This window comes from Streptomyces sp. NPDC046805 (genome assembly GCF_040645355.1).
Lineage (GTDB): Bacteria > Actinomycetota > Actinomycetes > Streptomycetales > Streptomycetaceae > Streptomyces.
This window is the reverse complement of record NZ_JBEYYC010000016.1, coordinates 127,005-153,009: the sequence shown is the minus strand read 5'-3', so window position 1 is coordinate 153,009 and position 26,005 is coordinate 127,005. Positions and strand designations below refer to the sequence as shown.

22 protein-coding genes and 1 other RNA gene are annotated in these 26,005 nt (G+C 71.2%); 21 read left to right on the top strand and 2 right to left on the bottom strand.

Annotated features, from left to right (window positions below; genetic code table 11):
* The first annotated feature begins 51 nt into the window (after window positions 1-51).
* The 4 genes from ABZ910_RS19380 to ABZ910_RS19365 all read left to right on the top strand — a co-directional run bounded on the left by ABZ910_RS19380 (window position 52) and on the right by ABZ910_RS19365 (window position 5,267).
* Window positions 52-1,638, top strand: a complete 1,587-nt coding sequence (locus tag ABZ910_RS19380; protein ID WP_361366231.1) for a serine/threonine-protein kinase — start codon at window positions 52-54, stop codon at window positions 1,636-1,638.
* Window positions 1,639-1,823: 185 nt separating this feature from the next.
* Window positions 1,824-3,092, top strand: coding sequence for a serine/threonine-protein kinase (locus tag ABZ910_RS19375; protein ID WP_361366228.1), 1,269 nt, complete (start codon window positions 1,824-1,826; stop codon window positions 3,090-3,092).
* 133 nt (window positions 3,093-3,225) lie between these two features.
* Entirely contained in the window at window positions 3,226-4,332 is a 1,107-nt protein-coding gene (prfB, locus tag ABZ910_RS19370; protein ID WP_361366225.1) for a peptide chain release factor 2, read from the top strand.
* Between the two features lie 320 nt (window positions 4,333-4,652).
* Complete coding sequence (locus tag ABZ910_RS19365) at window positions 4,653-5,267, top strand: hypothetical protein (RefSeq protein WP_361366222.1); 615 nt, start codon at window positions 4,653-4,655, stop codon at window positions 5,265-5,267.
* A gap of 135 nt (window positions 5,268-5,402) precedes the next feature.
* Here the strand turns inward: ABZ910_RS19365 and ABZ910_RS19360 are convergent, their stop codons facing one another.
* On the bottom strand, window positions 5,403-5,594 hold the full coding sequence (locus tag ABZ910_RS19360; protein WP_361366219.1) for a hypothetical protein: 192 nt from the start codon (window positions 5,592-5,594) through the stop codon (window positions 5,403-5,405).
* Window positions 5,595-5,866: 272 nt separating this feature from the next.
* On the opposite strand from ABZ910_RS19360, the gene ftsE reads away from it, so the two are divergent.
* From ftsE to ssrA, 5 genes are all read left to right on the top strand, one after another.
* The gene (ftsE, locus tag ABZ910_RS19355; protein ID WP_361366217.1) at window positions 5,867-6,556 is read left to right on the top strand and encodes a cell division ATP-binding protein FtsE; all 690 of its coding nucleotides are present in this window, start codon (window positions 5,867-5,869) and stop codon (window positions 6,554-6,556) included.
* Window positions 6,557-6,592: 36 nt separating this feature from the next.
* Window positions 6,593-7,510 carry a permease-like cell division protein FtsX gene (gene ftsX / locus ABZ910_RS19350; protein WP_361366214.1) on the top strand — a complete coding sequence of 306 codons (918 nt, stop codon included), beginning with the start codon at window positions 6,593-6,595 and terminating at the stop codon, window positions 7,508-7,510.
* Between the two features lie 67 nt (window positions 7,511-7,577).
* Window positions 7,578-8,798: a S41 family peptidase gene (locus ABZ910_RS19345; protein WP_361366211.1), complete on the top strand. Its 1,221-nt coding sequence runs from the start codon at window positions 7,578-7,580 to the stop codon at window positions 8,796-8,798.
* A 113-nt stretch (window positions 8,799-8,911) separates the two neighbouring features.
* A complete protein-coding gene (gene smpB, locus ABZ910_RS19340; RefSeq protein ID WP_361366309.1) occupies window positions 8,912-9,445 on the top strand; it encodes an SsrA-binding protein SmpB in 534 nt (177 codons plus the stop codon).
* Between the two features lie 110 nt (window positions 9,446-9,555).
* Window positions 9,556-9,924, top strand: a transfer-messenger RNA (tmRNA) gene (gene ssrA, locus ABZ910_RS19335).
* Window positions 9,925-10,000: 76 nt separating this feature from the next.
* On the opposite strand, the gene ABZ910_RS19330 is transcribed toward ssrA, so the two are convergent.
* The gene (locus ABZ910_RS19330) at window positions 10,001-11,203 is read right to left on the bottom strand and encodes an MFS transporter (RefSeq protein ID WP_361366208.1); all 1,203 of its coding nucleotides are present in this window, start codon (window positions 11,201-11,203) and stop codon (window positions 10,001-10,003) included.
* Between the two features lie 123 nt (window positions 11,204-11,326).
* On the opposite strand from ABZ910_RS19330, the gene ABZ910_RS19325 reads away from it, so the two are divergent.
* From ABZ910_RS19325 to ABZ910_RS19270, 12 genes are all read left to right on the top strand, one after another.
* Window positions 11,327-12,298 carry a LysR family transcriptional regulator gene (locus ABZ910_RS19325; protein ID WP_361366205.1) on the top strand — a complete coding sequence of 324 codons (972 nt, stop codon included), beginning with the start codon at window positions 11,327-11,329 and terminating at the stop codon, window positions 12,296-12,298.
* A gap of 225 nt (window positions 12,299-12,523) precedes the next feature.
* The gene (locus ABZ910_RS19320; RefSeq protein WP_361366202.1) at window positions 12,524-13,675 is read left to right on the top strand and encodes a hypothetical protein; all 1,152 of its coding nucleotides are present in this window, start codon (window positions 12,524-12,526) and stop codon (window positions 13,673-13,675) included.
* Window positions 13,675-15,885, top strand: coding sequence for a glycosyltransferase (locus ABZ910_RS19315; RefSeq protein WP_361366199.1), 2,211 nt, complete (start codon window positions 13,675-13,677; stop codon window positions 15,883-15,885). Before ABZ910_RS19320 ends, ABZ910_RS19315 begins: the two co-directional genes overlap by 1 nt.
* On the top strand, window positions 15,882-17,084 hold the full coding sequence (locus ABZ910_RS19310) for an acyltransferase (protein ID WP_361366196.1): 1,203 nt from the start codon (window positions 15,882-15,884) through the stop codon (window positions 17,082-17,084). The genes ABZ910_RS19315 and ABZ910_RS19310 overlap by 4 nt, the downstream gene beginning before the upstream one ends.
* Before the next feature lie 4 nt (window positions 17,085-17,088).
* On the top strand, window positions 17,089-17,265 hold the full coding sequence (locus tag ABZ910_RS19305; RefSeq protein ID WP_361366193.1) for a hypothetical protein: 177 nt from the start codon (window positions 17,089-17,091) through the stop codon (window positions 17,263-17,265).
* Window positions 17,266-17,298: 33 nt separating this feature from the next.
* On the top strand, window positions 17,299-18,198 hold the full coding sequence (locus ABZ910_RS19300; RefSeq protein WP_361366190.1) for a hypothetical protein: 900 nt from the start codon (window positions 17,299-17,301) through the stop codon (window positions 18,196-18,198).
* Between the two features lie 145 nt (window positions 18,199-18,343).
* The gene (locus ABZ910_RS19295; RefSeq protein ID WP_361366188.1) at window positions 18,344-19,720 is read left to right on the top strand and encodes a nitrate/nitrite transporter; all 1,377 of its coding nucleotides are present in this window, start codon (window positions 18,344-18,346) and stop codon (window positions 19,718-19,720) included.
* An 86-nt stretch (window positions 19,721-19,806) separates the two neighbouring features.
* Entirely contained in the window at window positions 19,807-20,967 is a 1,161-nt protein-coding gene (locus ABZ910_RS19290; RefSeq protein ID WP_361366186.1) for a uroporphyrinogen-III synthase, read from the top strand.
* Window positions 20,968-21,093: 126 nt separating this feature from the next.
* The gene (locus tag ABZ910_RS19285) at window positions 21,094-21,708 is read left to right on the top strand and encodes a CGNR zinc finger domain-containing protein (RefSeq protein ID WP_361366183.1); all 615 of its coding nucleotides are present in this window, start codon (window positions 21,094-21,096) and stop codon (window positions 21,706-21,708) included.
* Between the two features lie 291 nt (window positions 21,709-21,999).
* A complete protein-coding gene (locus tag ABZ910_RS19280) occupies window positions 22,000-22,521 on the top strand; it encodes a sigma-70 family RNA polymerase sigma factor (protein ID WP_010039908.1) in 522 nt (173 codons plus the stop codon).
* Window positions 22,521-23,348, top strand: a complete 828-nt coding sequence (locus ABZ910_RS19275; RefSeq protein WP_361366181.1) for a zf-HC2 domain-containing protein — start codon at window positions 22,521-22,523, stop codon at window positions 23,346-23,348. The genes ABZ910_RS19280 and ABZ910_RS19275 overlap by 1 nt, the downstream gene beginning before the upstream one ends.
* Before the next feature lie 84 nt (window positions 23,349-23,432).
* Complete coding sequence (locus tag ABZ910_RS19270; protein ID WP_361366178.1) at window positions 23,433-25,745, top strand: UvrD-helicase domain-containing protein; 2,313 nt, start codon at window positions 23,433-23,435, stop codon at window positions 25,743-25,745.
* Window positions 25,746-26,005 lie beyond the last annotated feature (260 nt).

Genomic DNA, 26,005 nt, shown 5'->3' with positions numbered 1-26,005 from the left:
GGGTCCGACCCCAGCAATCCGATCACCAGCAAGCAGCAGGGAGCGCATGACGTGCGGCCGGTAGGCAGCAAGTACCTGCTCGAGGAGCCGCTCGGACGCGGCGCCACGGGCACCGTCTGGCGAGCCCGCCAGAGGGAGACCGCGGGCGCCGAGGCGGCCGTGCCGGGCCAGCCCGGCGAGACCGTCGCGATCAAGGTCCTCAAGGAGGAGCTCGCGAACGACGCGGATGTCGTGATGCGGTTCCTCAGAGAGCGGTCCGTCCTGCTCCGCCTGACCCACCCCAACATCGTCCGGGTCCGCGACCTGGTGGTCGAGGGCGATCTGCTGGCGCTGGTCATGGACCTGGTCGAGGGTCCCGACCTGCACCGCTACCTGCGCGAGAACGGCCCCTTCTCGCCGGTCGCCGCGGCTCTGCTCACGGCCCAGATCGCCGACGCGCTCGCGGCCAGCCACGCCGACGGCGTCGTCCACCGCGACCTGAAGCCCGCCAACGTCCTGCTCCAGCAGTACGACGGGCAGCTGCACCCGCTGCTGACCGACTTCGGCATCGCGCGCCTCGCCGATTCCCCGGGCCTCACGCGCACGCAGGAGTTCGTCGGCACGCCCGCGTACGTCGCGCCCGAGTCCGCCGAGGGCCGCCCGCAGACCTCCGCCGTCGACGTCTACGGCGCCGGCATCCTGCTGTACGAGCTGGTCACCGGCCGTCCGCCGTTCTCCGGCGGCTCCTCGATGGAGGTCCTGCAGCAGCACCTCAACGCCGAGCCGCGCCGCCCGTCCACCGTGCCCGACCCGCTGTGGACGGTCATCGAGCGCTGCCTGCGCAAGGACCCCGGGGAGCGCCCCAGCGCCGAGAACCTCGCGCGCTCCCTGCGCGTGGTCGCGGAGGGCGTCGGCGTGCACGCGAACGCCGCGCAGATCGCCGCCGCCGAGGGCGTCGGAGCCCTGCTGGCCCCGGACCCGGCGCCGACCGCCGTACCGGGCGCGCCCGATGCCGGCGACGCGACGCAGGTCCTGCCGACGAGTGCGGCCGCCGGGGCGTACGACCCGAACGGGGTGACCAGCGTGCTGCCGCACACCGGCTACCCCGGTGGCGACGGCGGACAGACGGGCGCGGCCGATCCGACCGCCGCGATGCCGCCCGTGCCGCCGGGGCCCGACCAGCCGCACCCCTGGCAGAGCCAGCTGAGCGCGGCCCGCGACCGCAACGAGCAGACGCAGATCCAGTACATCGATCCCGACGAGGATCCGCTGCGCCGCCGCCCCCAGCGGCAGGTGGCCCGGCCGCAGCAGCCGCCGCCCGGTTACGGCCGGCCGCAGCAGTACGCCCCGCGGCAGCCGCAGCGGCATGCCCCGGCGCGGCCTCCGCGCCCGGCGCCCGAGCCGCGTCAGCCGCGGCAGCGCAGCGCCAACCCGATGAAGATCCCCGGGCTCGGCTGCCTGAAGGGATGCCTGTTCACGATCGTCATCCTGTTCGTCGCGGGCTGGCTGATCTGGGACCTGACCCCGCTGCAGGAGTGGATCGGCACCGGCAAGGGGTACTGGCAGCAGCTCAGCGACTGGTTCACCACGGTGAGCGGCTGGATCGGGGACCTGAGCAACGGGTCCGGCGGCAGTTCGGGCAGCGTGTCCGGTAACTGATACCGGCAACCGGCAACGCGTGATCGGCAGTTCGCGACCGGCGGCAACTGCGTCGCTGGTTCGCGGCAACTGCTGCGCTGGTTTGGGGACTTGTCGACACCTGACGGGTGATTTCCGGCTCCGCGGTGAAGGTTGGCTCCTCGGGCGCGTAGTTTTATCGGCAACACGCGTCTGTAGGAGCAGTCTTGGCACGGAAGATCGGCAGCCGGTACACCGCGAACCAGATCCTTGGGCGGGGCAGCGCCGGCACGGTGTGGCTGGGTGAGGGACCGGACGGGCCCGTCGCCATCAAGCTCCTGCGCGAGGACCTCGCGTCCGACCAGGAACTCGTCGGGCGCTTCGTGCAGGAGCGCACGGCGCTGCTCGGGCTGGAGCACCCCAACGTGGTCTCGGTACGGGACATGGTGGTCGACGGCAACGACCTGGCGCTGGTCATGGACCTGGTGCGCGGTACGGACCTGCGTACCCGCCTGGAGCGGGAGCGGCGCATGGCGCCCGAGGCGGCGGTGGCCGTCGTGGCCGACGTCGCGGACGGGCTGGCGGCGGCGCACGCGGCCGGGGTGGTGCACCGGGACGTCAAGCCGGAGAACGTCCTGCTCGACATGCAGGGCCCGCTGGGCCCGGGCGGAGCGCACCCCGCCCTGCTGACGGACTTCGGGGTCGCGAAGCTGATCGACACCCCGAAGCGGACCCGCGCCACGAAGATCATCGGAACGCCGGACTATCTGGCACCGGAGATCGTGGAGGGCCTCCCGCCGCGGGCGTCGGTCGACATCTACGCCCTCGCGACGGTGCTGTACGAGCTGCTGGCCGGCTTCACGCCCTTCGGCGGCGGCCACCCCGGAGCCGTATTGCGACGGCATGTGACCGAGTCGGTCGTGCCCCTGCCGGGAATCCCGGAGGAGCTGTGGCAGCTGCTCGTGCAGTGCCTGGCCAAGGCGCCGGCGTCGCGGCTGCGGGCGTCCGAGCTGACGGCGCGGCTGCGGGAGCAGCTGCCGATGCTGGCCGGGATGCCGCCGCTGGACGTGGACGAGCCGGGAACGGAGGCGGCGGAGACGGCACCGGAGGACCCGGCGACCGCGACCGGGACCGGCGGCTCCGGCGCTCCCGGCGGGACGGGCGGCTCCGAGGAGTCGGTACGGCGCCGGGGAGCGGTGTCGCTGGTCCCCGGCGCGAAGCCGGACTCCAACCGGGACACGCATACGTCGATGCGGGTACCGGCGCCCGACGAGCTGGCGGGCGGCGCACGCGGTACGGCGCGCGTGCCCCGGGCGTCGGGGGCACGCCGCCCCGGCTCGGCCCGGCACCGGGTCGCCGCCCGCCGGCGCAGACTGGCCCTGGGCGCCGTGGGCGTGGTGCTGGCGGCGGCCGTGGGCATCGGCGCCTGGCTGGCGACGACGGGAGACGACGCGGGAGCGACACCCCGGGACACCCACAGCTCGGCCACGCCCTGAGCCGTCCCGCTCCGAAAGCAACGCCACTCCGGCCCGACGAGCCCCACTCGTCACACCTGCCTCCCGAGGCGAGCGGAGGCGTAGTGGTCGGGCAGGGCCGAGGTCGGTTGCCACAGCCGTTACGCTTGATGGCGTGGCAGTCCTCGATGTATCCGAAGAGCTCAAGTCCCTCTCCTCGACCATGGAGTCGATCGAGGCCGTTCTGGACCTCGACAAGCTGAGGGCAGACATCGCCGTGCTCGAGGAGCAGGCGGCCGCGCCGTCCCTGTGGGACAACCCGGACGAGGCGCAGAAGATCACCAGCAAGCTCTCCCACCTCCAGGCCGAGGTCAGGAAGGCGGAGGCGCTGCGCGGCCGGATCGACGATCTCGCCGTGCTCTTCGAGATGGCCGAGGAGGAGGACGACCCGGACACCCGTGCCGAGGCCGAGTCCGAGCTGGCCGTCGTGAAGAAGGCGCTGGACGAGATGGAGGTCCGCACCCTCCTCTCCGGTGAGTACGACTCCCGTGAGGCGGTCGTCACCATCCGTGCCGAGGCCGGCGGCGTCGACGCCTCCGACTTCGCCGAGAAGCTCCAGCGCATGTACCTGCGCTGGGCGGAGCGCCACGGCTACAAGACGGAGCTCTACGAGACCTCGTACGCGGAGGAGGCGGGCATCAAGTCCACCACCTTCGCCGTCCAGTCCCCGTACGCGTACGGCACCCTCTCGGTGGAGCAGGGCACCCACCGCCTGGTGCGCATCTCGCCCTTCGACAACCAGGGCCGCCGCCAGACCTCGTTCGCCGGCGTCGAGATCCTGCCCGTCGTGGAGCAGACCGACCACATCGAGATCGACGAGTCCGAGCTCCGGGTCGACGTGTACCGGTCCTCGGGCCCCGGCGGTCAGGGCGTCAACACCACCGACTCCGCGGTGCGACTGACCCACATCCCCACCGGCATCGTGGTCTCCTGCCAGAACGAGCGCTCCCAGATCCAGAACAAGGCCACGGCCATGAACGTTCTGCAGGCCAAGCTGCTGGAGCGGCAGCGCCAGGAGGAGCGGGCCAAGATGGACGCCCTCAAGGGCGACGGCGGCAGCTCGTGGGGCAACCAGATGCGTTCCTACGTGCTGCACCCGTATCAGATGGTGAAGGACCTGCGCACGGAGCACGAGGTCGGCAACCCCGAGTCCGTGTTCAACGGTGAGATCGACGGTTTCCTCGAGGCCGGAATTCGCTGGCGCAAGCAGCAAGAGAAGTGACTTTGTCGACCTGACAATCATCCGGTAACTGCCGCCTTCAGGGCGGCAGTTGCCGTTTCCGGGACTGTTCTCGGCCTCGATGTCCGGGTTTTACGTCACACTCACACCCTTCGACTGTCCGCAAACAACCCCCAAGCGGACATCGCGTACGCAACGGCCTTGACGTTGCTTTGAAAAATGGGAAGGGTGCAGCGTGGCATGCGTATTTCTGGGGCGCATGTGAACCGGGGGACTCGGACTTACTTCGTCAGCTGCCTCCGTCGATCACTGCCGACCCCATGCGTCGCTCTATGACAACAGCTACTGGGGGTAGCAACCATATGACCAAGAAGACGCGGATCCGGATCGCGCGGATTGCCGCCGGTACCGTGATCGCGGCCGGTGCCTCGATGGCCGCCACCGGCGCCGCCTCCGCCGCCGAGGCGGACAACTGCATCCTCGGCCTCCTGTGCGCCGGTGACCCGACGCCGCCGACGGACCCGACGGACCCGACGCTCCCGACGGACCCCACGCTCCCGACGGATCCGACGCTCCCGACGGACCCCACGGACAACCCCACCGAGCCCACCGAGGACCCGACGCAGCCCACCGAGAACCCGACCCAGGGCGGCGGCCAGGGCAACGGCAACGGCGGCGGTCACGGCCAGGGTCAGGGCAACGCCGGTGGCAACAACACCAACCCCGACGGCGGCTCCGGCGCCTCGACCCAGGACGAGGGCTCCTCGGCCCTCACCGACACCGGCTCGAACACCACGGGCACGGGTACCGGTACGGCCACCCAGGTCCAGCCGCAGGGCAGTGGTCAGCAGCTCGCCGAGACCGGTGCCGGCCAGACCGCGTTCCTGATCGTCGGCGCCGCCACCATGATCGCCGGTGGCGTCGCCTTCCGTGTCCTGCCGCGCCTCGCGGGCGGCCGGGGCGGCGCGGCCGCCTGACGGCAGCCGACAGAAGTCACCCACGTACGGTGCGTGCGCGCACCGTACGGCGAAGGGCCCGGAGCATCCAGCTCCGGGCCCTTCGGTCGTCTTACCTGTCTTGTTCTTACCCGCCTTGTTCCCGCCTCGGCCGTCTCAGACGGTCTGGTGCGCCAGCAGTGCCACCGCGGCGATCAGCACCGCCAGCAGCACGATCAGCGCCATCGGGTTCAGTCCCGCGAAGAAGCTCTCCTGCTGGAGCCGTTCGCGATGTGCCCGGCACACGTGGCATCGGCCCTCGTTCACAGGCGCCGCGCAGTTCGCGCACACCAACCGGTCGTACGTCATGCGCTCGCCCTCCTTGCGCCGTCCATGACCCGCCACCCCGTACAACGCTTACGGGAACCACAACGTTCCCCCTCCACTGTGCCAGGTTCCCCCGAAAAGAGCGCGGCCGCCCGTGAAGGTCCTCATCGCACAGAAGTCCTCCCTGCGCAAATGTGAAGGGTCCCCGGCACAAATACGCACAACCCTCACGCAACCCCGACCGGTGCCTGCGCCCGCACATCCAGTTCGCGTATGGTCACGCTCATCTACCCCCGGCGACCCGTGGTGCATCCGTGATCCGATTCGACAACGTCTCCAAGGTCTACCCCAAGCAGACCCGCCCCGCCCTCAGGGATGTTTCCCTAGAGGTGGAGAAGGGCGAATTCGTCTTCCTCGTGGGGTCTTCCGGCTCCGGAAAGTCCACCTTCCTGCGGCTGATTCTCCGCGAGGAGCGGTGCAGCCACGGACAGGTGCACGTTCTGGGCAAGGACCTCGCTCGCGTCTCCAACTGGAAGGTGCCGCAGATCCGCCGCCAGTTGGGGACGGTGTTCCAGGACTTCCGCCTCCTGCCCAACAAGACCGTCGGCGAGAACGTGGCCTTCGCGCAGGAGGTCATCGGCAAGTCGCGCGGCGAGATCCGCAAGTCCGTGCCGCAGGTGCTCGACCTCGTCGGGCTCGGCGGCAAGGACGACCGGATGCCCGGCGAGCTCTCCGGTGGTGAGCAGCAGCGCGTCGCCATCGCGCGCGCCTTCGTCAACCGGCCCAAGCTGCTCATCTGCGACGAGCCCACCGGCAACCTCGACCCGCAGACCTCCGTCGGCATCATGAAGCTGCTCGACCGGATCAACAGGACCGGTACGACCGTGGTGATGGCGACCCACGACCAGAACATCGTGGACCAGATGCGCAAGCGCGTCATCGAGCTGGAGAAGGGCCGCCTCGTACGCGACCAGGTGCGCGGCGTCTACGGCTACCAGCACTGACGCACCAGGATCCACGGAAAGGCTTAACCAGACGCCATGCGCGCCCAGTTCGTTCTGTCCGAGATCGGTGTCGGTCTCCGCCGCAATCTGACGATGACCTTCGCCGTCATCGTCTCCGTCGCCCTGTCCCTGGCCCTCTTCGGCGGTTCGCTGCTGATGAGCGACCAGGTGAGCACCATGAAGGGCTACTGGTACGACAAGGTCAACGTCTCGGTCTTCCTCTGCAACAAGAGTGACGCCGAGTCCGACCCCAACTGCGCCAAGGGCGCGGTCACCGAGGACCAGAAGAAGCAGATCCTCTCCGACCTCCACAAGATGTCGGTCGTGGAGAAGGTCAACTACGAGTCCCAGGACCAGGCCTACAAGCACTACAAGGAGCAGTTCGGCGATTCCCCGCTGGCCAGTTCGCTCACCCCGGACCAGATGCAGGAGTCGTACCGGATCAAGCTGAAGGACCCGGAGAAGTACCAGGTCATCGCGACCGCCTTCGACGGGCGTGACGGTGTGCAGTCGGTGCAGGACCAGAAGGGCATCCTGGACAACCTCTTCGGGCTGCTGAACCTGATGAACCGGGCCGCGCTCGGCGTCATGGCGCTCATGCTGGTCGTCGCGCTGCTGCTGATCGTCAACACCGTGCGCGTATCAGCGTTCAGCCGTCGGCGTGAGACCGGGATCATGCGGCTGGTCGGTGCCTCCGGCTTCTACATCCAGGCGCCGTTCATCATGGAGGCCGCGGTCGCCGGTCTGATCGGCGGTGGTCTCGCCTGCGTCTTCCTGGTCGTCGGCCGGTACTTCACGATCGACCACGGCATGGCCCTGTCGAGCAAGCTCAACCTCATCAACTTCGTCGGCTGGGACGCCGTGTTGGCCAAGCTCCCGCTGATTCTTGCCGCGAGTGTGCTGATGCCCGCGATGGCCGCGTTCTTCGCGCTGCGCAAGTACCTGAAGGTGTGACGCATCCCAAAAGGGCCGTACGGGCAACTGCCCGTACGGCCCTTCGCCTTGTCCTAGACTCACCGGCATGTCAGGCCTTGACGCGTTTTCGCAGCCCCGCCGCATCTGCCGCGGGGCGGCGCTGACATGGGTCTGCACCAGCGTGCTGGTCGCGGGCGGCGCGATCGGCTTCTTCACGGACCACGGCCGCGCCGGCCGCGCCGGTCGCACGAGCAGTGAGGTCGCGGCCGGAGCGACGCCCAAGGCGCCGGCCCGCCAAGGCCGGCCGGGGCACGCGAACCACGAGGACGTGGAGAAGGCCGCCGCTGCGGCCATGGCCGCGGGCAAGTCCCCCATGGAGGCCGCCGAGCGCGCCGTCAGCCGCAGCGGTGACCGCTGGGGCGCCGTCTACTCCCGCGGGGAATATGAGGAGTTGAAGGAGGCCCTCGACGGCGAGTACACCGGCGTCGGCCTCTGGGCCCGGCGCGAGCGCGACGGGCGGATCGAGGTGGCCAAGGTGCAGTCCGGGTCGCCCGCGGCCGCCGCCGGGATCCGCGCCGGCGACCGGCTCAGCAGCGTCGACGGCACCGAGGTCGACGGCCGCCCGGTCACCGAGGTGGTCTCCTTATTGCGCGGTGACGCCACGGATGCCCGCGCCGGCACCGCCGTCACCCTCGGCCTGCGGCGCGGCACGCGCGCGTGGAGCGAGACGCTGCGCAGGGCCCGCCTCTCCACCGACTCCGTGACCGTCCACAAGCTGCCCGGCAGCGGCGGCACCGTCATCAAGATCGCGTCCTTCACCAAGGACACCGGCGACGCCGTCCGCACCGCCGTACGGCAGGCCCCGGCCGACTCCGGGATCATCCTCGACCTGCGCGGCAACTCCGGCGGCCTGGTCGACGAGGCCGTCACCACCGCCTCCGCCTTCCTCGACGGCGGGCTGGTCGCCACCTACGACGTCGACGGCCGGCAGCGCTCCCTGCACGCCGACACGGACGGCGACACCGGCAGGCCCCTGGTCGCGCTCGTCGACGGCGGCACGATGAGCGCCGCCGAGATGCTCACCGGCGCCCTCCAGGACCGCGGCCGCGCGGTCGTCGTCGGCTCCCGCACCTTCGGCAAGGGCTCCATCCAGATGCCGACCCGGCTGCCCGACGGCTCCGTCGCCGAGCTCACCGTCGGCCACTACCGCACCCCCTCCGGCCACGCCGTCGACGGCCGGGGCATCACCCCGGACCTCGAGGCGGACCGGCAGCCGTTGCAGCGGGCCGAAACGGTACTGAGCGGCCTCGGCGACGACACGCAGTGACCGGGCGTGAGCGCCGTCCGGCCCACACGGCACTTTGCGGGCTCCGCTCTCGTAATCGGCTTTCCCCCGGACCCCCTCATGGTGCGAAAATGGCCAGCACTATGAGCAAGGGAATGTACGTACCGAAGGAGTCCCAGCCCAAGCAGGGCGGGGCGGCCTCCGCCAAGGCCAAGGACGGCAAGCGCAAGCTCGTCGCCCAGAACAAGAAGGCGCGGCACGACTACGCGATCATCGACACCTACGAGGCCGGAATCGTCCTGACCGGCACCGAGGTGAAGTCGCTGCGCCAGGGACGAGCCTCGCTGGCCGACGGCTTCGTCCAGATCGACGGGAACGAGGCGTGGCTGCACAACGCCCACATCCCCGAGTACAGCCAGGGCACCTGGACCAACCACTCCGTGCGCCGCAAGCGCAAGCTGCTCCTGCACCGCGAGGAGATCGACAAGCTGGAGGCGAAGTCACAGGAGACGGGTCACACGATCGTGCCCCTCGCCCTGTACTTCAAGGACGGCCGCGCGAAGGCCGAGATCGCGCTCGCCCGGGGCAAGAAGGAGTACGACAAGCGGCAGACCCTGCGCGAGAAGCAGGACCGGCGCGAATCGGACCGTGCGATCGCGGCCGCGAAGCGCAAGCAGCGGGGCGCCTAGCCGGACCGCCGGGAATACGCTGGCACTGTCGTGCGTTGGTCACGTACGATGGCAGCGCACTCCATGGAGGGTGCGCGCCTCCTTCGCGGAGGTCATTGAAAAATCAACATGGGGATGATCGGTTTCGACAGCGGCTGTCGAAGCAGGGGAAGCGTGTCGAGGAAGCGGCAATGATCTCGTAAACCATATGTCGCAAAAAATAATCGCCAACACCAAGCGCGATTCCTTCGCCCTCGCTGCCTAAGTAGCGACTTGCGAAGTGTCAGCCCGGGGCTGTTCCCGACCCGGATCCTGGCATCAGCTAGGGAACTAAACCTTGATCCCGGTCACGGGGTGAAGAGGGAAACCAAACAGTGACTGAGCCCGTCGGAGACTTGTTCGCGTGATCTCCGGGGCCGAGAAAATCGAAGCGAACTGCACACGGAGAAGCCCTGATTCTGCACCGGTGGACGCGGGTTCGATTCCCGCCATCTCCACGATCGGAAGGCTCCCGAGCCTTCCGTACCCCATGTGGGCAAAGGCCCCGTCGCTACGAGCGGCGGGGCCTTTGCGCTGTCACGGCCCGGTACGCTCTGTTACGGCCCGGTTGATCCCGTTGATCAGCAGCGCCACGGAGGCCGCGGCGGCCGGGACGGCATAGGCCGTGGCGGTGGAGAGGCGGTCCGCCGCCCAGCCCCCGGCCGCCGAGCCGCAGGCGATGCCGGTGAGCAGGGCCGTCACCACCAGGCTCATGCCCTCGTTGAGACGATCGGCCGGGGTGCGGTCCTGCACCAGGGTCATCGCCGTCACCATCGTCGGCGCGGTGGCCATGCCCGCCACCAGCAGCGCGCCCGCCAGGACCGTGAGTGAACCGGTGGTGCCGGCCGCCAGCCACGGCAACGTCATCAGCACGGCCATCGCCAGCAGGCACCGGGGCAGCACCCGTACCGCCGGACCGGCCGGCTTCCGCACCCCGTACAGCAGCCCCGCCGCGCAGGAGCCCGCCGCCTGGAGGGCCAGCACGACCCCCGCCGCCGCGCGGTGCCCCTGCGCGTCGGCGTATGCGATCGTGACGACCTCCAGCGAGCCGAACACCACGCCGGTGGCCGCGAAGCAGGCCAGGAGCGGCGGGATGCCCGGGCTGCGCAGCGGCGACGGCGCCTTCGAGCGGGCCCGGGGCGGTGGCTCGGTCGCCCGCTGGGCGGTGAACAGCAGCATCCCGCCCAGCAGCAGCGCGGCGCCCACGAGCGTGCCCGCCTCCGGGAAGAACGTGCCGGTCAGGAAGGATGCCAGCACCGGGCCGAGCATGAAGCACAGCTCGTCGGCGGCCTGCTCGAAGGAGGTGGCCGTGTGCAGGCCCGCGGGGTCGTCGCGCAGTAGATGGGCCCAGCGGGCGCGCGACAGCCCGCCGATGTTGGGCGTGGCCGCGGTGGCGGCGTACGCGGCGAACAGGGTCCAGTCCGGGGCGCCGTAACGGACGCACAGCAGCAACGCCAGGTTGCCCAGCACCGCGGCGAGCGTGGCCGGTACGGCCACCCGGGCCTGCCCGTACCGGTCGACGAGCCGCGCGACCCAGGGTCCGGCCATCCCGGTCGCGGCGAGCCCCGTGGCGGTGACGGCGCCGGCGAGGGCGTACGAGCCCCGGGACCCGGCGATCATCACGACCGCGCTCACCCCGAACAGGCCCATGGGCAGCCGTGCGAGGAGATTGCCGACGGTGAAGGCGAGGGCGCCGGGGACGGCGAAGAGCCGTCGATAGCCGCTGGGTTGACGACCCATGGCCTGTATCGGGCGGTCTTTCAGAACCTGTTGGGGCATGGTTCCACGCTCGCCCGGAGGGGATCACGGCGTCCAACACCTGTTCCGCGCCGATTCACGCACCCGCGTTGTAAGTTCGCCGCCATGCCCGCTCCCGTGTCGATAGACCCCCGCCTGCTCCGCGCCTACGTCACCGTCGCCGAGGAACTGCACTTCACCCGGGCCGCGGCGCGCCTGTACGTCGCCCAGCAGGCCCTCAGCCGCGATGTACGGCGGCTGGAGCGGGAGTTGGGCGCCGAGCTGTTCGTACGGACCACCCGGCAGGTCGCCCTGACCGCCGACGGCGCGCGCCTGTTGCCGTACGCCCGCCGGGTCCTGGCCGCCCAGGACGACCTGCTCGCCGCCGTCGGGCAGGCGCGGCCCCTGCTGGTGGACCTCAACTCGCCGGGCCTGGGCACGGGCCGCCGCGTGCTCCACCGGGCCCGCGAACTCGCCCCCGACGGTGAGCTGATGGCCCGCTACGAGAGCGGGCTGACGGGAGCGGCGGCCGAGCTGCTCGCGGGACGCATCGACGCGTCCTTCGGGCGGTTCGCCGGCCTGGATCCGGCCCTGCGCGCCGGGCTCGAGCAGCAGCCGGTGCGGTACGAGCCGATGGCGGTCGTGCTGCCGGACGACCATCCGCTGGCCTCGTGGGAGGCGGTGCCGCTGGCCGCGCTGGCCGGGGAGAGCCTGTACGCGGGCGCCGGGAATCCGCGCACCGCAGAGTGGACCGATCTAGCCCAACGTCTCTTCGAGGGGCGGGACATACGCATCGCCTCGCCTCTTCCGCTCGCCGTCGGGAACGAGGAGTTCGAGCGGATCATGGCGAAGACGCGGAACCCGATCCTCGCCGTGGTGGACTTTCCGGCCATGCCGCGCACGGTGGTGCGCCCCCTCGTCGACCCCGTCCCCCTCTCGCCCGTGTCACTCGTGTGGCGAAAAGGGCTGGCCCATCCCGGAATTGACGCGCTACGGCGGGCGGCGGCCGACATCGCCGCGGCCGAGGGCTGGCTCCGACGGCCCGCCGAGGGATGGATTCCGGCCGCTGATCAAGAGGTTATGTATCCCCATAACTGACACGTCGTGAACACGGAACCCGCTCGTGCGCTACATTCTTCGCCTGAGCACGGTGTGGTAGAGGGGCGCGTGGGCCAGGTGGGGGGCCTGGTTCGGTCGACGGGTGCTCGGGGTCGTAGGCGCACCCAGAACTGTCCCTCGGGGGGATGTGCGCACGTGAGCAAGTGGCGAGAAGACGCCCAACCGGAATGGCCGGACGTCGCATCAGCGACCCGGGACCTGCCGGTGTCGGGCAGAGAGACCCAGACCTTTCCGCAGACCGGAGCGGTGCACGCCGTGGGCGGCGGACCGGTCGGCGGCGGGTGGTTCGACCGCGAGTTCGACAGAGAAATAGCGGAAGACCGCGGCCGTCCGAAGACCGGGACATCGAAGACCGATACGGCGGCGGCCGATACCTCAAAGATCAAGACGGTGGCGGCAGATACGGCCAGGACCGATACGGCGGAGACCGCGCCGCTCTCGGACACCGCGGTGGCGGAAACCGTGATCCTGCGCCGCATCCCGGTGCCGCCCAAGGCCCGCCACCCCCTGCGCGACCCCTGGGGCGATCCCTTCACGGGCGGAACCACCGGCGGGACCACGGCAGATCCGGTGGATCCGACCCACGACCCGCACGAGGTGACCGTCCAGCTCGACGCCGTCCGGCTCGGGGGCGGCGCGCGCCTGCGGGCGGCCGACGGGATCCCGGGCCGGGGCGGGCGGCCAGGCTCCGACGGGCCGGTGTTCGTGGACGAGTCGGGGCGGCGCAGCCGGACGTTCCGTCGGCTCGGCATGCTCGTCGGTCTGGCCTGTGCGGCCTACGCCGTCGTCATCGTCGTCACGCTGCTGTCCGGCAGCTCCGACGCGCCCTGGCTGCCCGTGCCGGGCCAGAACGACGACCAGCCGGCCAGTCAGGTCGACATCTCCCCGCTGCCCGCCGACTCCGCCCGACCGATCGATGGCGGCGGCGCGCCGCCCGGGACCGGCCCGACTCCGAGCGACGGTACGACGCCGTCGCCGGGCGCCAGTGCCTCGGCACCCGGTGCGCCCGGTCGCCCAGGTGCGTCGGGCACCTCCGCCGCGGCCCACCCCGTGCCGGCGCCGACGAAGGTGAAGCCCACGTCCAAAACCGGCGCGAGCAGTGGCTCGTCCGCGAAGCCGCCGGCCTCCGTGGAGCCGACGCCTCCGACGTCGATCGACCCGAGCGGCCCGCCCCCGAACTCCGGCAGCCCCTCGGGGCCCCCGGCCGGCGGCGGTGCGGGCGGCGGCAACAGCCCGGTGGCCGACGGCGCGTCCGCTCCGAAGCCCGTCGGAGCGGAACCGGCCACAGGCACCGGCATAGGCACGCGCACCACGGCGCCGTCCTCGACCGACCAGTCCCCGGAGCACATCCTCTGATGGCACCCCGCCCCCGCCGCACCGGGGCCACGTCAGGAGCCCGTGCTGGCTCCCGGCCCCTGCCCCGTTCCAGCCGCCTGCCCCTGCGCCTGCTGCTGCCCGTGCTGGTCCTCGTCGCCCTGATGGCGATGCTGATGCTGCGCGGCTACGTCCACAGCGAGATCCTCGCCGACCACCGCATCCGGCCCGAGGCCGCCACCGACCGGGTTCCGGAGAAGATCCTCGACGGCGGCCCGGTCATCGACACCCGCGGCGGCCATGCGACCAGCCTGCGCGTGCCCGACCACCGTCTGGTCCTCACCTTCGACGACGGCCCGGACCCGACCTGGACGCCGAAGGTCCTGGACGTGCTGAAGAAGCACCACGCGCACGCGGTCTTCTTCGTCACCGGCACCATGACGTCCCGCTATCCGGAGCTGGTCCGGCGCATGGTGGCCGAGGGCCACGAGGTCGGCCTGCACACCTTCAACCACCCCGATCTCTCCTACCAGTCCAGGAGCCGCATCGACCGGGAGCTGTCCCAGAACCAGCTCGCGATCACGGGCGCGGCAGGCATCCGTACGTCGCTCTTCCGCCCTCCGTACTCCTCCTTCGCCGACGCGATGGACGACAAGTCCTGGCCGGTGACCGAGTACATCGGCACCCGCGGCTACATCACCGTCGTCAACAACACCGACAGCGAGGACTGGCAGAAGCCCGGCGTCGACGAGATCATCCGCCGGGCCACCCCGCACGGCGGCAAGGGCGCCATCGTCCTGATGCACGACTCCGGCGGCGACCGCCACCAGACGGTGCAGGCCCTGGACAGGTTCGTGCCCCTGCTGCAGAAGCAGGGCTACCGGTTCGTCAATGTCACCGAGGCCCTGGACGCCCCCAGCGCGCACACCCCCGTCACCGGCGCCGACCTGTGGACGGGCCGGGCGTGGATCTTCCTGGTGCAGGCCTCGGACGACATCACCGGCGTGATGGTGGTGGGCCTCGCGGTGATCGGCGCCCTGGTCATCTCCCGCTTCGTCCTGATGCTCCTGCTGTCGGGCATCCACGCCCGCCGGGTGCGCCGCCCGGACTTTTGCTGGGGGCCGCCGGTCACCGAACCGGTGTCGGTGCTGGTGCCGGCGTACAACGAGGCGAAGTGCATCGAGAACACGGTCCGTTCCCTCATGGCGGGCGAGCACCCCGTCGAGATCGTCGTCATCGACGACGGCTCGACGGACGGCACCGCGCGGATCGTGGAGGCGATGGACCTGCCGGACGTCCGCGTCGTACGCCAGCTCAACGCGGGCAAGCCGGCGGCGCTCAACCGCGGCCTGGCGAACGCCCGTCACGACCTGATCGTGATGATGGACGGCGACACGGTCTTCGAACCGGCCACGGTCCGCGAACTGGTGCAGCCCTTCGGCGACCCGCGGGTCGGCGCGGTGGCCGGCAACGCCAAGGTGGGCAACCGGGATTCCCTGATCGGCGCCTGGCAGCACATCGAGTACGTGATGGGCTTCAACCTCGACCGCCGTATGTACGACATCATGCGCTGCATGCCGACGATCCCGGGTGCGGTCGGCGCCTTCCGCCGCTCGGCCCTGGAACGGGTGGGCGGCATGAGCGACGACACGCTGGCCGAGGACACGGACATCACGATGGCCCTCCACCGGGACGGCTGGCGCGTCGTCTATGCCGAGAAGGCGCGCGCCTGGACGGAGGCCCCCGAGTCGGTCCAGCAGCTCTGGTCCCAGCGCTACCGCTGGTCGTACGGCACGATGCAGGCGATCTGGAAGCACCGGCGCGCCCTGGTGGACTCAGGCCCCTCGGGCCGCTTCGGCAGGATCGGCCTCCCTCTGGTCTCCCTGTTCATGGTGGTGGCGCCGCTGCTCGCGCCGCTGATCGACGTGTTCCTGCTGTACGGCGTCGTGTTCGGCCCGACTCAGAAGACGATCGTGGCGTGGCTGGGCGTCCTGGCGGTCCAGGCCGTGTGCGCGGCGTACGCCTTCCGCCTGGACCGGGAGCGCGCGACCCACCTCGTCTCGCTGCCCCTGCAGCAGATCCTCTACCGCCAGCTCATGTACGTCGTGCTGCTCCAGTCCTGGATCACGGCACTCACCGGCGGCCGCCTGCGCTGGCAGAAGCTGCGGCGCACGGGTGTCGTCGACGCGCCGGGCGGCCCCCTACCGCGCGGGCAGGTGCGCGGCAGCAGTGATCGGAGTCCCGTGGCATGACCGTGCCCACCGTTTCCAGTGCCGGAAAGAAGCCGTCGGGTTCCCCGGGGAAGCCCCCGGGCCGGGACCGCTACCTGGACCTCCTCCGCTCCATAGCCCTCTTCCGTGTGGTCGTCTACCACCTCTTCGGCTGGGCCTGGCTGAGCGTGCTGTTCCCGTCCATGGGTGTGATGTTCGCGCTGGCGGGCTCGCTGATGGCGCGGTCGCTGAAGCGTCCGGCGCCGAGCGTGATCCGGGGGCGGATCCGCCGACTCCTGCCGCCGCTGTGGGCGTTCAGCGCGGTGGTCCTGGCGATGCTGTTCGCCGGCGGCTGGAACCCGGTGAAGGACCCGGACAACGGCGGTGTGTGGGGCGTCGTCGACCTGATCGACTACGTCGTTCCGATCGGCGCGCCACCGTTCCCCTGGCACATCGGCTCGGAGTCGGGCCTGCTGGAGTCCTCGTGGGCCGAACAGGCGGCGGGCCCGCTGTGGTACCTCCGGGCCTACCTGTGGTTCGTGATGGCGTCCCCCCTGCTCCTGTGGGCGTTCCGCCGGGCGCCGTGGCCGACGCTGCTGGCCCCGCTGGGCCTGACGGCGATCGTGGGGACGGGACTGGTGTCCATCCCCGGCGAGACGGGCAACGCGGTGACCGACTTCGCGGTGTACGGCGGCTGCTGGGTCCTGGGCTTCGCCCACCACGAGGGCATGATCACCCGGGTGCCCCGCTATCTGGCGGTCTCGTTGTCGGCGCTGGTGATGGCCTTCGGCCTGTGGTGGGCGTCGGGCCACCTGGGTGCCGAGGGCTGGGACCTGAACGACATCCCGCTGGCCCAGGCGACGTGGTCCTTCGGGTGCGTGGTGATCCTCCTGCAGTACTCCCCGTCCTGGCGGGAACTGCCGGGCCGGCTGGCGCGCTGGGACCGGCTGGTGACGCTGTCCAACAACCGCGCGGTGACGATCTACCTGTGGCACAACCTCCTGATCATGGCGGCGGTGTGGGTGGTCGACCGGGCGTACGACCTGCCGTTCATGCAGAGCGACCGGGCCGTCGCGGTGCTCGACTCCACGGACACGCTGTGGATGTTCGTCGTGGTGTGGCCCCTGATCGCCCTGGCGATCCTCGCCTTCGGCTGGGTCGAGGACCTCGCGGCGAAGCGGCCCCCGCGGCTGTGGCCGGACGGGTCAAGTCCCCGCGGAAAGCGGCCGGTTGCAGCGTAGCCGGGTGGCTGCGAGCGACGTGTATCGGGAACTGGGCGAGGCCGCCTGGTCGTGGGCGCTGAAGCAGGTGCGCGAGGACGAGGGTCCGTGGCTGCCGGAGTCGACCGAGCGCCTCGGTGGTGGACCGTCCCGACCAGTGGTGGGCCGTCCCCGCGTGGTTGCGCTGTACGGTCTCCGGTAACCGAAGCGAAGTCACGGGTGGGGAGCGGGTGCTGTGAGCAAACGGCAAGTGCAGAAGATGCTGCGGAAGATGGCCGCCGGTGAGCCGGTCGAGCTCATGAACGCGCTGACACCTCTGCGGAACCTGGCCGAACTCGCCTGCATAGCCGAGCAGTTCGGGTATCAGTACGCCGACGCGTGGTACAGCGGGGCGCGCAACAACGTGCGCAAGATGCTGCTCGTGCCCGACCCCGGCCCGCAGGCGCGGGCGCGTGCCGCGCAGAACTGGGCGCAGTATCCGAACGCCGCCGACGGGGTCTCGCTGCCGCCCGTCGTGCCCGCGGCGGTCGGGCTGTTCAAGACCCGGATCCAGTACGACCTCACCGGTAAGACCGCCGACAAGCGGATGGCGTACACCGCCATCGGCATCATCGCCGGACTGGTTGTCGCCGTGGTGCGGATGGGCGGCGGTGTCGGTGCCGTCGTCGCCGCCGTTGTCGTCGGGGCCCTCCTCCTCCCCGTCGTGGGGGGCGGGTTCCTGGTGACCAAGTTGCTCAACGGCAAGTACGCCAGGCGCCTTCAGGCCGCCGGGTTCGTGCCGGTGACCGACAAGAACGGGCGCGTACGGTACCTGCCGCCCGAGGCGCCGCAGCAGCAGACCCCGCCGGTCCAGCAGGCCCAGCACATGCCGGGACAGCCGCAGCCGCAGCCGCAACCTCAGCCGCAGCCCTATCAGTCCGGCCCGTACGCGCCGGGTCCGTACGCCCCGCAGGCCTACCCCCAGCAGCCGGGTCCGTACGCTCCCCAGGCCTACCCCCAGCAGCCGGGTCCGTACGCTCCCCAGGCCTACCCCCAGCAGCCGGGTCCGTACGCTCCCCAGGCCTACCCCCAGCCGCAGCCGTACTACCCGCCGCCGAACCAGCAGCCCCCGTACCCTCCGCAGGCGCCCCGCTAGATCCCGGCGCGGGACCTCTCACCCGCCCTCCCCGGCGGGTGAGAGCAAAGTTCCCCCGCGGTCACTCGCGGCCACAGGCCGGAAACGCGGCCTCCCTACCTTCGGGACTCGTCACCCGAGTCCCGGAGCACCGTGGAGGCGCGCCATGACAGCCCCAGCCCCAGCCCCAACCCGTCGCAACGGCCGCTGGATCGAGCACTGGGATCCGGAGGACGACGCCTTCTGGAAGGCGACCGGGGAGAAGACCGCCCGGCGGAATCTCGCCCTCTCCGTGCTCTGCGAGCACATCGGGTTCTCGGTCTGGACCGTGTGGTCCGTGCTGGTGCTGTTCATGGGGCCGGAGTACGGGCTGAGCCCGGCCGACAAGTTCCTGCTGACGTCGGTGGTCACCCTCGTCGGCGCCGTCGTCCGCGTCCCCTACACCTTTGCCGTCGCGCTCTTCGGCGGGCGGAACTGGACGGTCGTCTCCGCGGGTCTGCTCCTCGTCCCGACCGTCGCCGCGTTCGCGGTGATGGAGCCGGGGACGTCGTTCGGCACCTTCCTCCTCGTCGCCCTGCTCGCCGGCATCGGCGGCGGGAACTTCGCCTCCTCCATGACCAACATCAACGCCTTCTTCCCGCTCCGCGAGAAGGGGTGGGCGCTCGGGATCAACGCCGGCGGCGGGAACATCGGCGTGCCCGTCATCCAGCTCGTCGCCCTCGCGGTCATCGGGGCGGGCGGCGGGCCGCGCGTGCTGCTCGGGATCTACATCCCGCTGATCGTCGCCGCCGCCGTGCTCGCCGCCCTCTTCATGGACAACCTCTCCGCCGTGCGCAGCGACACCGGCGCCGCCAGGGACGCCGCGAGGGACCCGCACACCTGGATCATGTCCTTCCTCTACGTCGGCACCTTCGGGTCGTTCATCGGCTACAGCTTCGCCTTCGGGCAGGTGCTCACCGGTCAGTTCGGGCGTACGCCCCTCCAGGCCGCCTACCTCACCTTCATCGGCCCGCTGCTCGGCTCCCTCGTCCGGCCCGTCGGCGGCCGGCTCGCCGACCGGTACGGCGGGGCGCGCATCACGCTCTGCACCTATGTCGGGATGGCCGCGGCCACCGCGGTCCTCGTCGTCGCCGGTATGCGCCAGTCGCTGCCGCTGTTCGTCACCGTGTTCATCGTGCTGTTCGCGCTCAGCGGGCTCGGCAACGGATCGACGTACAAGATGATCCCCGGCATCTTCCGGGCGAAGGCCCTCGCCCGGGGGCTCACGGGGGACGCGGCCGCGAGCCACGCGCGGCGGCTGTCGGGGGCCGCCATGGGGATCATCGGGGCCGTCGGCGCGCTCGGCGGTGTCGGCATCAACCTCGCCTTCCGGCAGTCCTTCCTCTCCTACGGCTCCGGCACCGGCGCGTTCGTCGCCTTCCTCGCCTGCTACGGCGCCTGCTTCGCGGTCACCTGGGCCGTATACCTTCGCCGTCCGGCCGGACGGGTGCGGGCGACGGCCGCCGCCGGGGCGAAGCCGCGGCCCGGCTACGCCGAGGTGTGACGTAACACGGGTGACATCATGCGGAACCGAGCCTGTCACGCGCCGTTGACAGGCTCGGTTCCGCATGCAGGCGAGGCAGGAGGGCCATGTACGACGGACAGCAGCAGCGACCCGAACCCGGTCACGGACCCCTCGCCGGGTTCACCGTCGGCGTGACGGCCGCGCGCCGCGCCGACGAGCTCGGAGCGCTGCTCCAGCGGCGCGGCGCCGCCGTCCTGCACGCGCCCGCGCTGCGGATCGTGCCGCTCGCCGACGACGGTGAACTCCTCGCCGCCACCCGGGAGATCATCGACCGGGCGCCGGACGTGGTCGTGGCCACGACCGCCATCGGCTTCCGCGGGTGGATCGAGGCGGCCGACGGGTGGGGGCTCGGCGAGCGGCTGCTCGGTCGGCTGCGCGCCGTGGAGCTGCTGGCGCGCGGACCCAAGGTCAAGGGAGCGGTGCGCGCCGCCGGACTCACGGAGGAGTGGTCGCCGTCGAGCGAGTCCATGGCGGAGGTGCTCGACCGGCTGCTGACGGAGGGCGTCGACGGGCGCTGTATCGCCGTACAGCTGCACGGTGAGCCGCTGCCCGGGTTCGTGGAGGCGCTGCGGGCCGGGGGAGCGGAGGTGGTGCCGGTGCCGGTGTACCGGTGGATGCCGCCGGAGGACATCGGTCCCGTCGACCGGTTGCTGGACGCGACCGTCTCGCGCGGGCTGGACGCGCTCACCTTCACCAGCGCCCCCGCCGCCGCGTCGCTGCTCTCACGAGCCGAAGAGCGGGGGCTGGCCGACGAGTTGCTCGCCGCCCTGAACCACGACGTGCTGCCCGCGTGCGTCGGGCCCGTCACCGCACTGCCGCTGCAGGCCCGGGGGATCGACACGGCGCAGCCGGAGCGGTTCCGGCTCGGTCCGCTCGTCCAGCTGCTGTGCCGTGAACTGCCCGCGCGCGCACGGGCGTTGCCGATCGCCGGGCGGCGGGTGGAGATCCGGGGGCACGCGGTCGTGGTGGACGGCGAGCTCAGGCCCGTACCGCCGGCCGGGATGGCGCTGCTGCGGGCGCTGGCGCGGCGGCCGGGGTGGGTGGTCGCGCGGGCCGAGCTGCTGCGGGCGCTGCCCGGCGCGGGGCGGGACGAGCACGCGGTGGAGACCGCGATGGCCCGGCTGCGTACGGCACTTGGAGCGCCGAAGCTGATCCAGACCGTGGTCAAGCGGGGTTACCGGCTGGCGCTGGACCCGGCCGCCGACGCGAAGTACGCGGACGCCTGACGTCACGGACGGCCCGGGCCCGCCACGAGGTCCCGGTACGAGGGGTTCCGGTCGGGCGCGTGGGCAGGCACTGTGAGAGAGGGAACGGCTTCCTCCACCGGGTAACCCCTAGGCGGTGACAGGCACATGGCACTGGGTACGGCCACGGCCCCGTACGAGCTGCGGTTCGACGCCGGGCGGATCTGCCTGGATCTCCTCGCGACCACCCATCCCGAGGAACGGCTCGACTCGGTCGGCCCGCTGCGCGCCTGGATCGCCGGCTCGGGACTCGTCCCACCGGGCACGCCGCTCACGCACGCGGACGCCGCCTGGCTGCTGGATTTCCGCGAACTGCGCGCCCGCATCGGCCAGTTGGTGACGGCCGTGCCGGTGACCGACGGCCGGTCGTACGACCTCGCGAGCCGGCCGTACGACCTCGCGCTCGCCCGCGTCAACGAGATCGCCCGTGCCGCGCCCCCGGTCCCGCGCGCGGTGCGCGACCAGGACGGCACCCTCGTCCGGGAGTTGACCGGCCCGCCCGAGTCCGCCGCGTTGCTCGCGGTCGTCGCCCGGGACGTGGTGGAGCTGCTGACCGACCCCGTCGCGCGCGCGGCCGTCAGGGAGTGCGAAGGGGACAAGTGCCCCATCGTGTACCTGGACACCTCCCGGGGACGCAGGAGGCGCTGGTGCTCCAGCGAGGTCTGCGGGAACCGGGAACGGGTGGCCCGGCACCGGCGCCGGGCGGCCCTGGCCCGCGCGTGACGTGATTTACGTAACACCACGTTTGCCGTAGCCGCCGAGCCGCCGACTCCAATCCCTCGTGCCTGAGACGGACTTGCAAAGACCACGCGGTGGGAATGTGCGGCCATGTCCTTCTCGCCGTGACACCCCGCAGAAAACTGTCACGTCACTCCGCATCACGTTGAACACGACGCGGCCCGCTTCCGTACCCGTGCACGAGCGACCGGCTGGGGGATCCCCCGGACATCGGAGGTGGGCGTGCGCAAGGATTCCGTCGTGGCCAATGAATCTGGATCGAGGGCCCGACATCGCATGTCCCAGCCCTCGGAGCCCGATGAGGAGCTGATGCGTGCCCTGTATCGCGAGCACGCCGGACCACTCCTCGCCTACGTCCTGCGGCTGGTCGCCGGAGATCGGCAGCGAGCCGAGGACGTCGTGCAGGAGACGCTCATCCGTGCCTGGAAGAACGCCGGTCAGCTCAACCGGGCGACCGGTTCGGTACGCCCCTGGCTGGTGACGGTCGCGCGTCGCATCGTCATCGACGGCCACCGCAGCCGGCAGGCCCGGCCGCAGGAGGTCGATCCGTCGCCGCTGGAGGTCATCCCCGCGGAGGACGAGATCGACAAGGCGCTGTGGCTGATGACGCTGTCGGACGCGCTCGACGACCTGACCCCGGCCCACCGGGAGGTGCTCGTCGAGACCTACTTCAAGGGGCGTACCGTCAACGAGGCGGCCGAGACGCTCGGTATACCCAGCGGCACGGTTCGTTCCCGGGTGTTCTATGCCCTGCGGTCGATGAAGCTGGCGCTGGAGGAGCGGGGGGTGACGGCGTGATGAGTGGGTACGGGGGATACAGCGGATTCAGCACGGGTGGTCCGGGTATGTCTGGACCCATGAGCCCCAGGCAGGGAACTCCGGTGCCAGGCGAGCACGAGACGGTCGGTGCCTACGCCCTCGGCATCCTCGACGACGCCGAGGCGACTGCCTTCGAGGCCCATCTCGCCGGTTGCGAGTGGTGCGCCCAGCAGCTCGACGAACTCTCGGGGATGGAACCGATGATGGCCGCGCTCGCGGACCTGCCGGGCTCCGGCATGCCCGCGATCGGGGAGTCGCTCTCCGCCCGGCCCAGTCCGCGACTGGTGGAGAAACTGGTCGACGAGGTCTCCGAGCGCCGCGCGATGAAGCGCCGCCGCAGCTTCTACCTGGTGGCGGCCGCGGCCGCGGTGATCATCGGCGGTCCGCTGGCCGTCATGGCGGCCACCGGCGGCTCGGACGACGCCGACCACAACATGGCCATGGGGCCCGCCCAGGCGGCCTTCCAGGCCATGACCGACAAGAGGACGGCGACGGACCCGACGACCCACGTCACCGCGACCGTCGCCGTGGAGAAGAGGGACTGGGGCACCCACGCGGTCCTCCAGCTCAAGAACGTCACCGGCCCGAAGAAGTGCTCGCTCATCGCCGTCGGCAAGAACGGCGAGCGCGAGACGGTCACCTCGTGGTCCGTCCCCAACTGGGGCTACGGCGTCGCGAACGCCAAGCGCGTAGAGGCCAAGAACCCGCTCTACGTCCACGGCGGCGCCGCCCTCAGCCCCAACCAGATCGACCACTTCGAGGTCATGACCTTCGACGGAAAGCGCTTGGTGGAAGTCGACTCGTAGTCGCCTGCGAACGTCGACGCGTAGCTTCCGCGGGCCCCCTTCGCGTACGGTTGACGGCTGCCCAGCACGTCAGAAGGGGGCCCGGTGGCCGCTCAGGCTCAGCAATCCGCGGTCGGCTCGGTTCACGACGCACACGATTCCGTACGTGACCGAGAGATCAGTGTCGAACAGGAACACCTGGACCGGGTGTACCGGCGCCTCGAGGAGAAGATCCACGAGGCCGAGTTCCTGATGGACGACGCGGCCAAGCGCGGCCAGGTCGGCACGCCCGGCGCGCTCGCCGAGCGGGACGCCCAGGTCTTCCGGGCCGGGGTCCATCTCAACCGACTCAACAACGAGTTCGAGGACTTCCTCTTCGGGCGGATCGACCTGCTCCAGGGCAAGGACGGCAAGAAGGGCCCCGACGGCGCCTACACCGCCGTAGAGCCCGCCGAGGGCGCGGTGCGTGACGACAACACCGCCGACATCGCCGAGACCCTGCACATCGGCCGCATCGGCGTCCTGGACCAGGACTACTCGCCGCTCGTCATCGACTGGCGGGCGCCCGCCGCCGCACCCTTCTACCGCTCCACCCCCGTCGACCCCGGCCGGGTCGTCCGGCGCCGCGTCATCCGCTCCAAGGGGCGCAGGGTCCTCGGCGTCGAGGACGACCTGATGCGCCCCGAGCTCACCGCCTACCGCGAAGGCGAGGAGCTGCCCGTCATCGGCGACGGCGCCCTGATGGCCGCCCTCGGGCAGGCCCGCAGCCACACCATGCGGGACATCGTCGCCTCCATCCAGGCCGAGCAGGACCTGGTCATCCGCGCCCCCGCCGCCTCCGTGACCTACGTCGAGGGCGGCCCGGGCACCGGCAAGACCGCCGTCGCCCTGCACCGTGCGGCCTACCTGCTCTACCAGGACCGCAGGCGGTACGCGGGCGGCATCCTGATCGTCTCGCCGACCCCGCTGCTCGTCGCGTACACCGAGGGTGTGCTGCCCTCCCTCGGCGAGGAGGGCCAGGTCGCCATCCGCGCGATCGGCTCACTCGCCGTGGACGCCGTGGGCGCCGAGGCCACCCTGTACGACTCCCCGTCCGCGGCCCGCGCCAAGGGGTCGTACCGCATGCTGAAGGTGCTGCGGAAGGCCGCGCGCGGCGCGCTGGAGACGAGCGACGCGCCGAACCGGCTGCGCGTCGTCGCCTTCGGGCGTCGTATCGAGCTGGAGGCGGCGGAGCTGGAGCGGATCCGGCGCAACGCGCTCGGCGGCACGGCACCGGTGAACCTGATGCGCCCGCGCGCCCGCAAGCTGCTCCTCGACGCCCTGTGGGCGAAGTCCGGCGCGGCCGGCCGGCACGCGGACCCGGAGCTGGCGGCCGAGCTGCGCTCCTCCTTCGACGAGGACATCACGACGGAGGACAGCTTCATCGAGTTCCTCGACGCCTGGTGGCCGGAGCTGACCCCGAAGGGCGTTCTCGCGGCCATGGCGGACGAGCGGCGGCTCGGCCGCTGGGCCCGGCGGATCCTGAACCCGAACGAGGTGCGCAAGATCGCCCGCTCCCTGAAGCGCGACGGTCACTCCGTGCACGACATCGCCCTGCTCGACGAGCTCCAGGCGATCCTCGGCGCCCCGGCCCGCCCCAAGAAGAAGCGCGAGCTGGACCCGCTCGACCAGCTCACCGGCCTGGAAGAGCTGATGCCCGGGCGCGAGGAGTCGCAGCGCGAGCGGGCCGAGCGGCTGGCGCAGGAGCGCACCGAGTACGCGCACGTCATCGTCGACGAGGCGCAGGACCTCACGCCGATGCAGTGGCGCATGGTCGGCAGGCGCGGCCGGCACGCCACCTGGACGATCGTCGGCGACCCGGCCCAGTCCTCCTGGTCCGACCCCGACGAGGCGGCCGAGGCCCGCGACGAGGCCCTGGGCAGCCGCCCGCGCCGCCGCTTCAACCTCACCGTGAACTACCGCAACCCGGCCGAGATCGCCGAGCTGGCCTCCAAGGTGCTGGCCCTCGCCATGCCCGGCTCGGCCGCCCCGTCCGCGGTGCGCTCCACCGGCGTTCAGCCGCGCTTCGCCGTCGTCGACGGCGCCCTGGAGCGAACGGTCCGGGCGGAGGCCGAGCGGCTCCTCGACCAGGTCGACGGCACGGTCGGCGTCGTCGTCCCGATGCAGCGGCGCGAGGAGGCCCGGCGCTGGCTCGACGGGCTGGGCGAGAGGGTGGTCGCGCTCGGCAGCCTGGAGGCGAAGGGCCTGGAGTACGACGCGACGGTCGTCGTCTCGCCCGCGGAGATCGCGGACGAGTCCCCGGCGGGCCTGCGCGTGCTGTACGTCGCCCTGACCCGGGCCACGCAGCAGCTGACGGTCGTCTCGGCGGAACGGGACGATCCGGACGCGGACGGCGTACCGGACCTGCTCCGGGACTGATTCCTGTGAACTCCGCGGGCGGGAATAGCCGGACGGGATCCGTTTGCTAGCCTTGGCGGTGACACCGGCTCGATCCAAGCCCCCGGGCCCAACCTTCGTCCCTTAGAGGGACCACTTGCCGCGAGGCGAGCATGGCGGGTCGGTGTCACTGCTCGTACGAGAGGCCCACGTCCACTGTGACGTGGGCCTCTCGCGTCGTGCCCCGTCGTGCGTCCTTGTATGTGAACAAAACGTCCTTAATTCGAGGCGGCTACCACGTA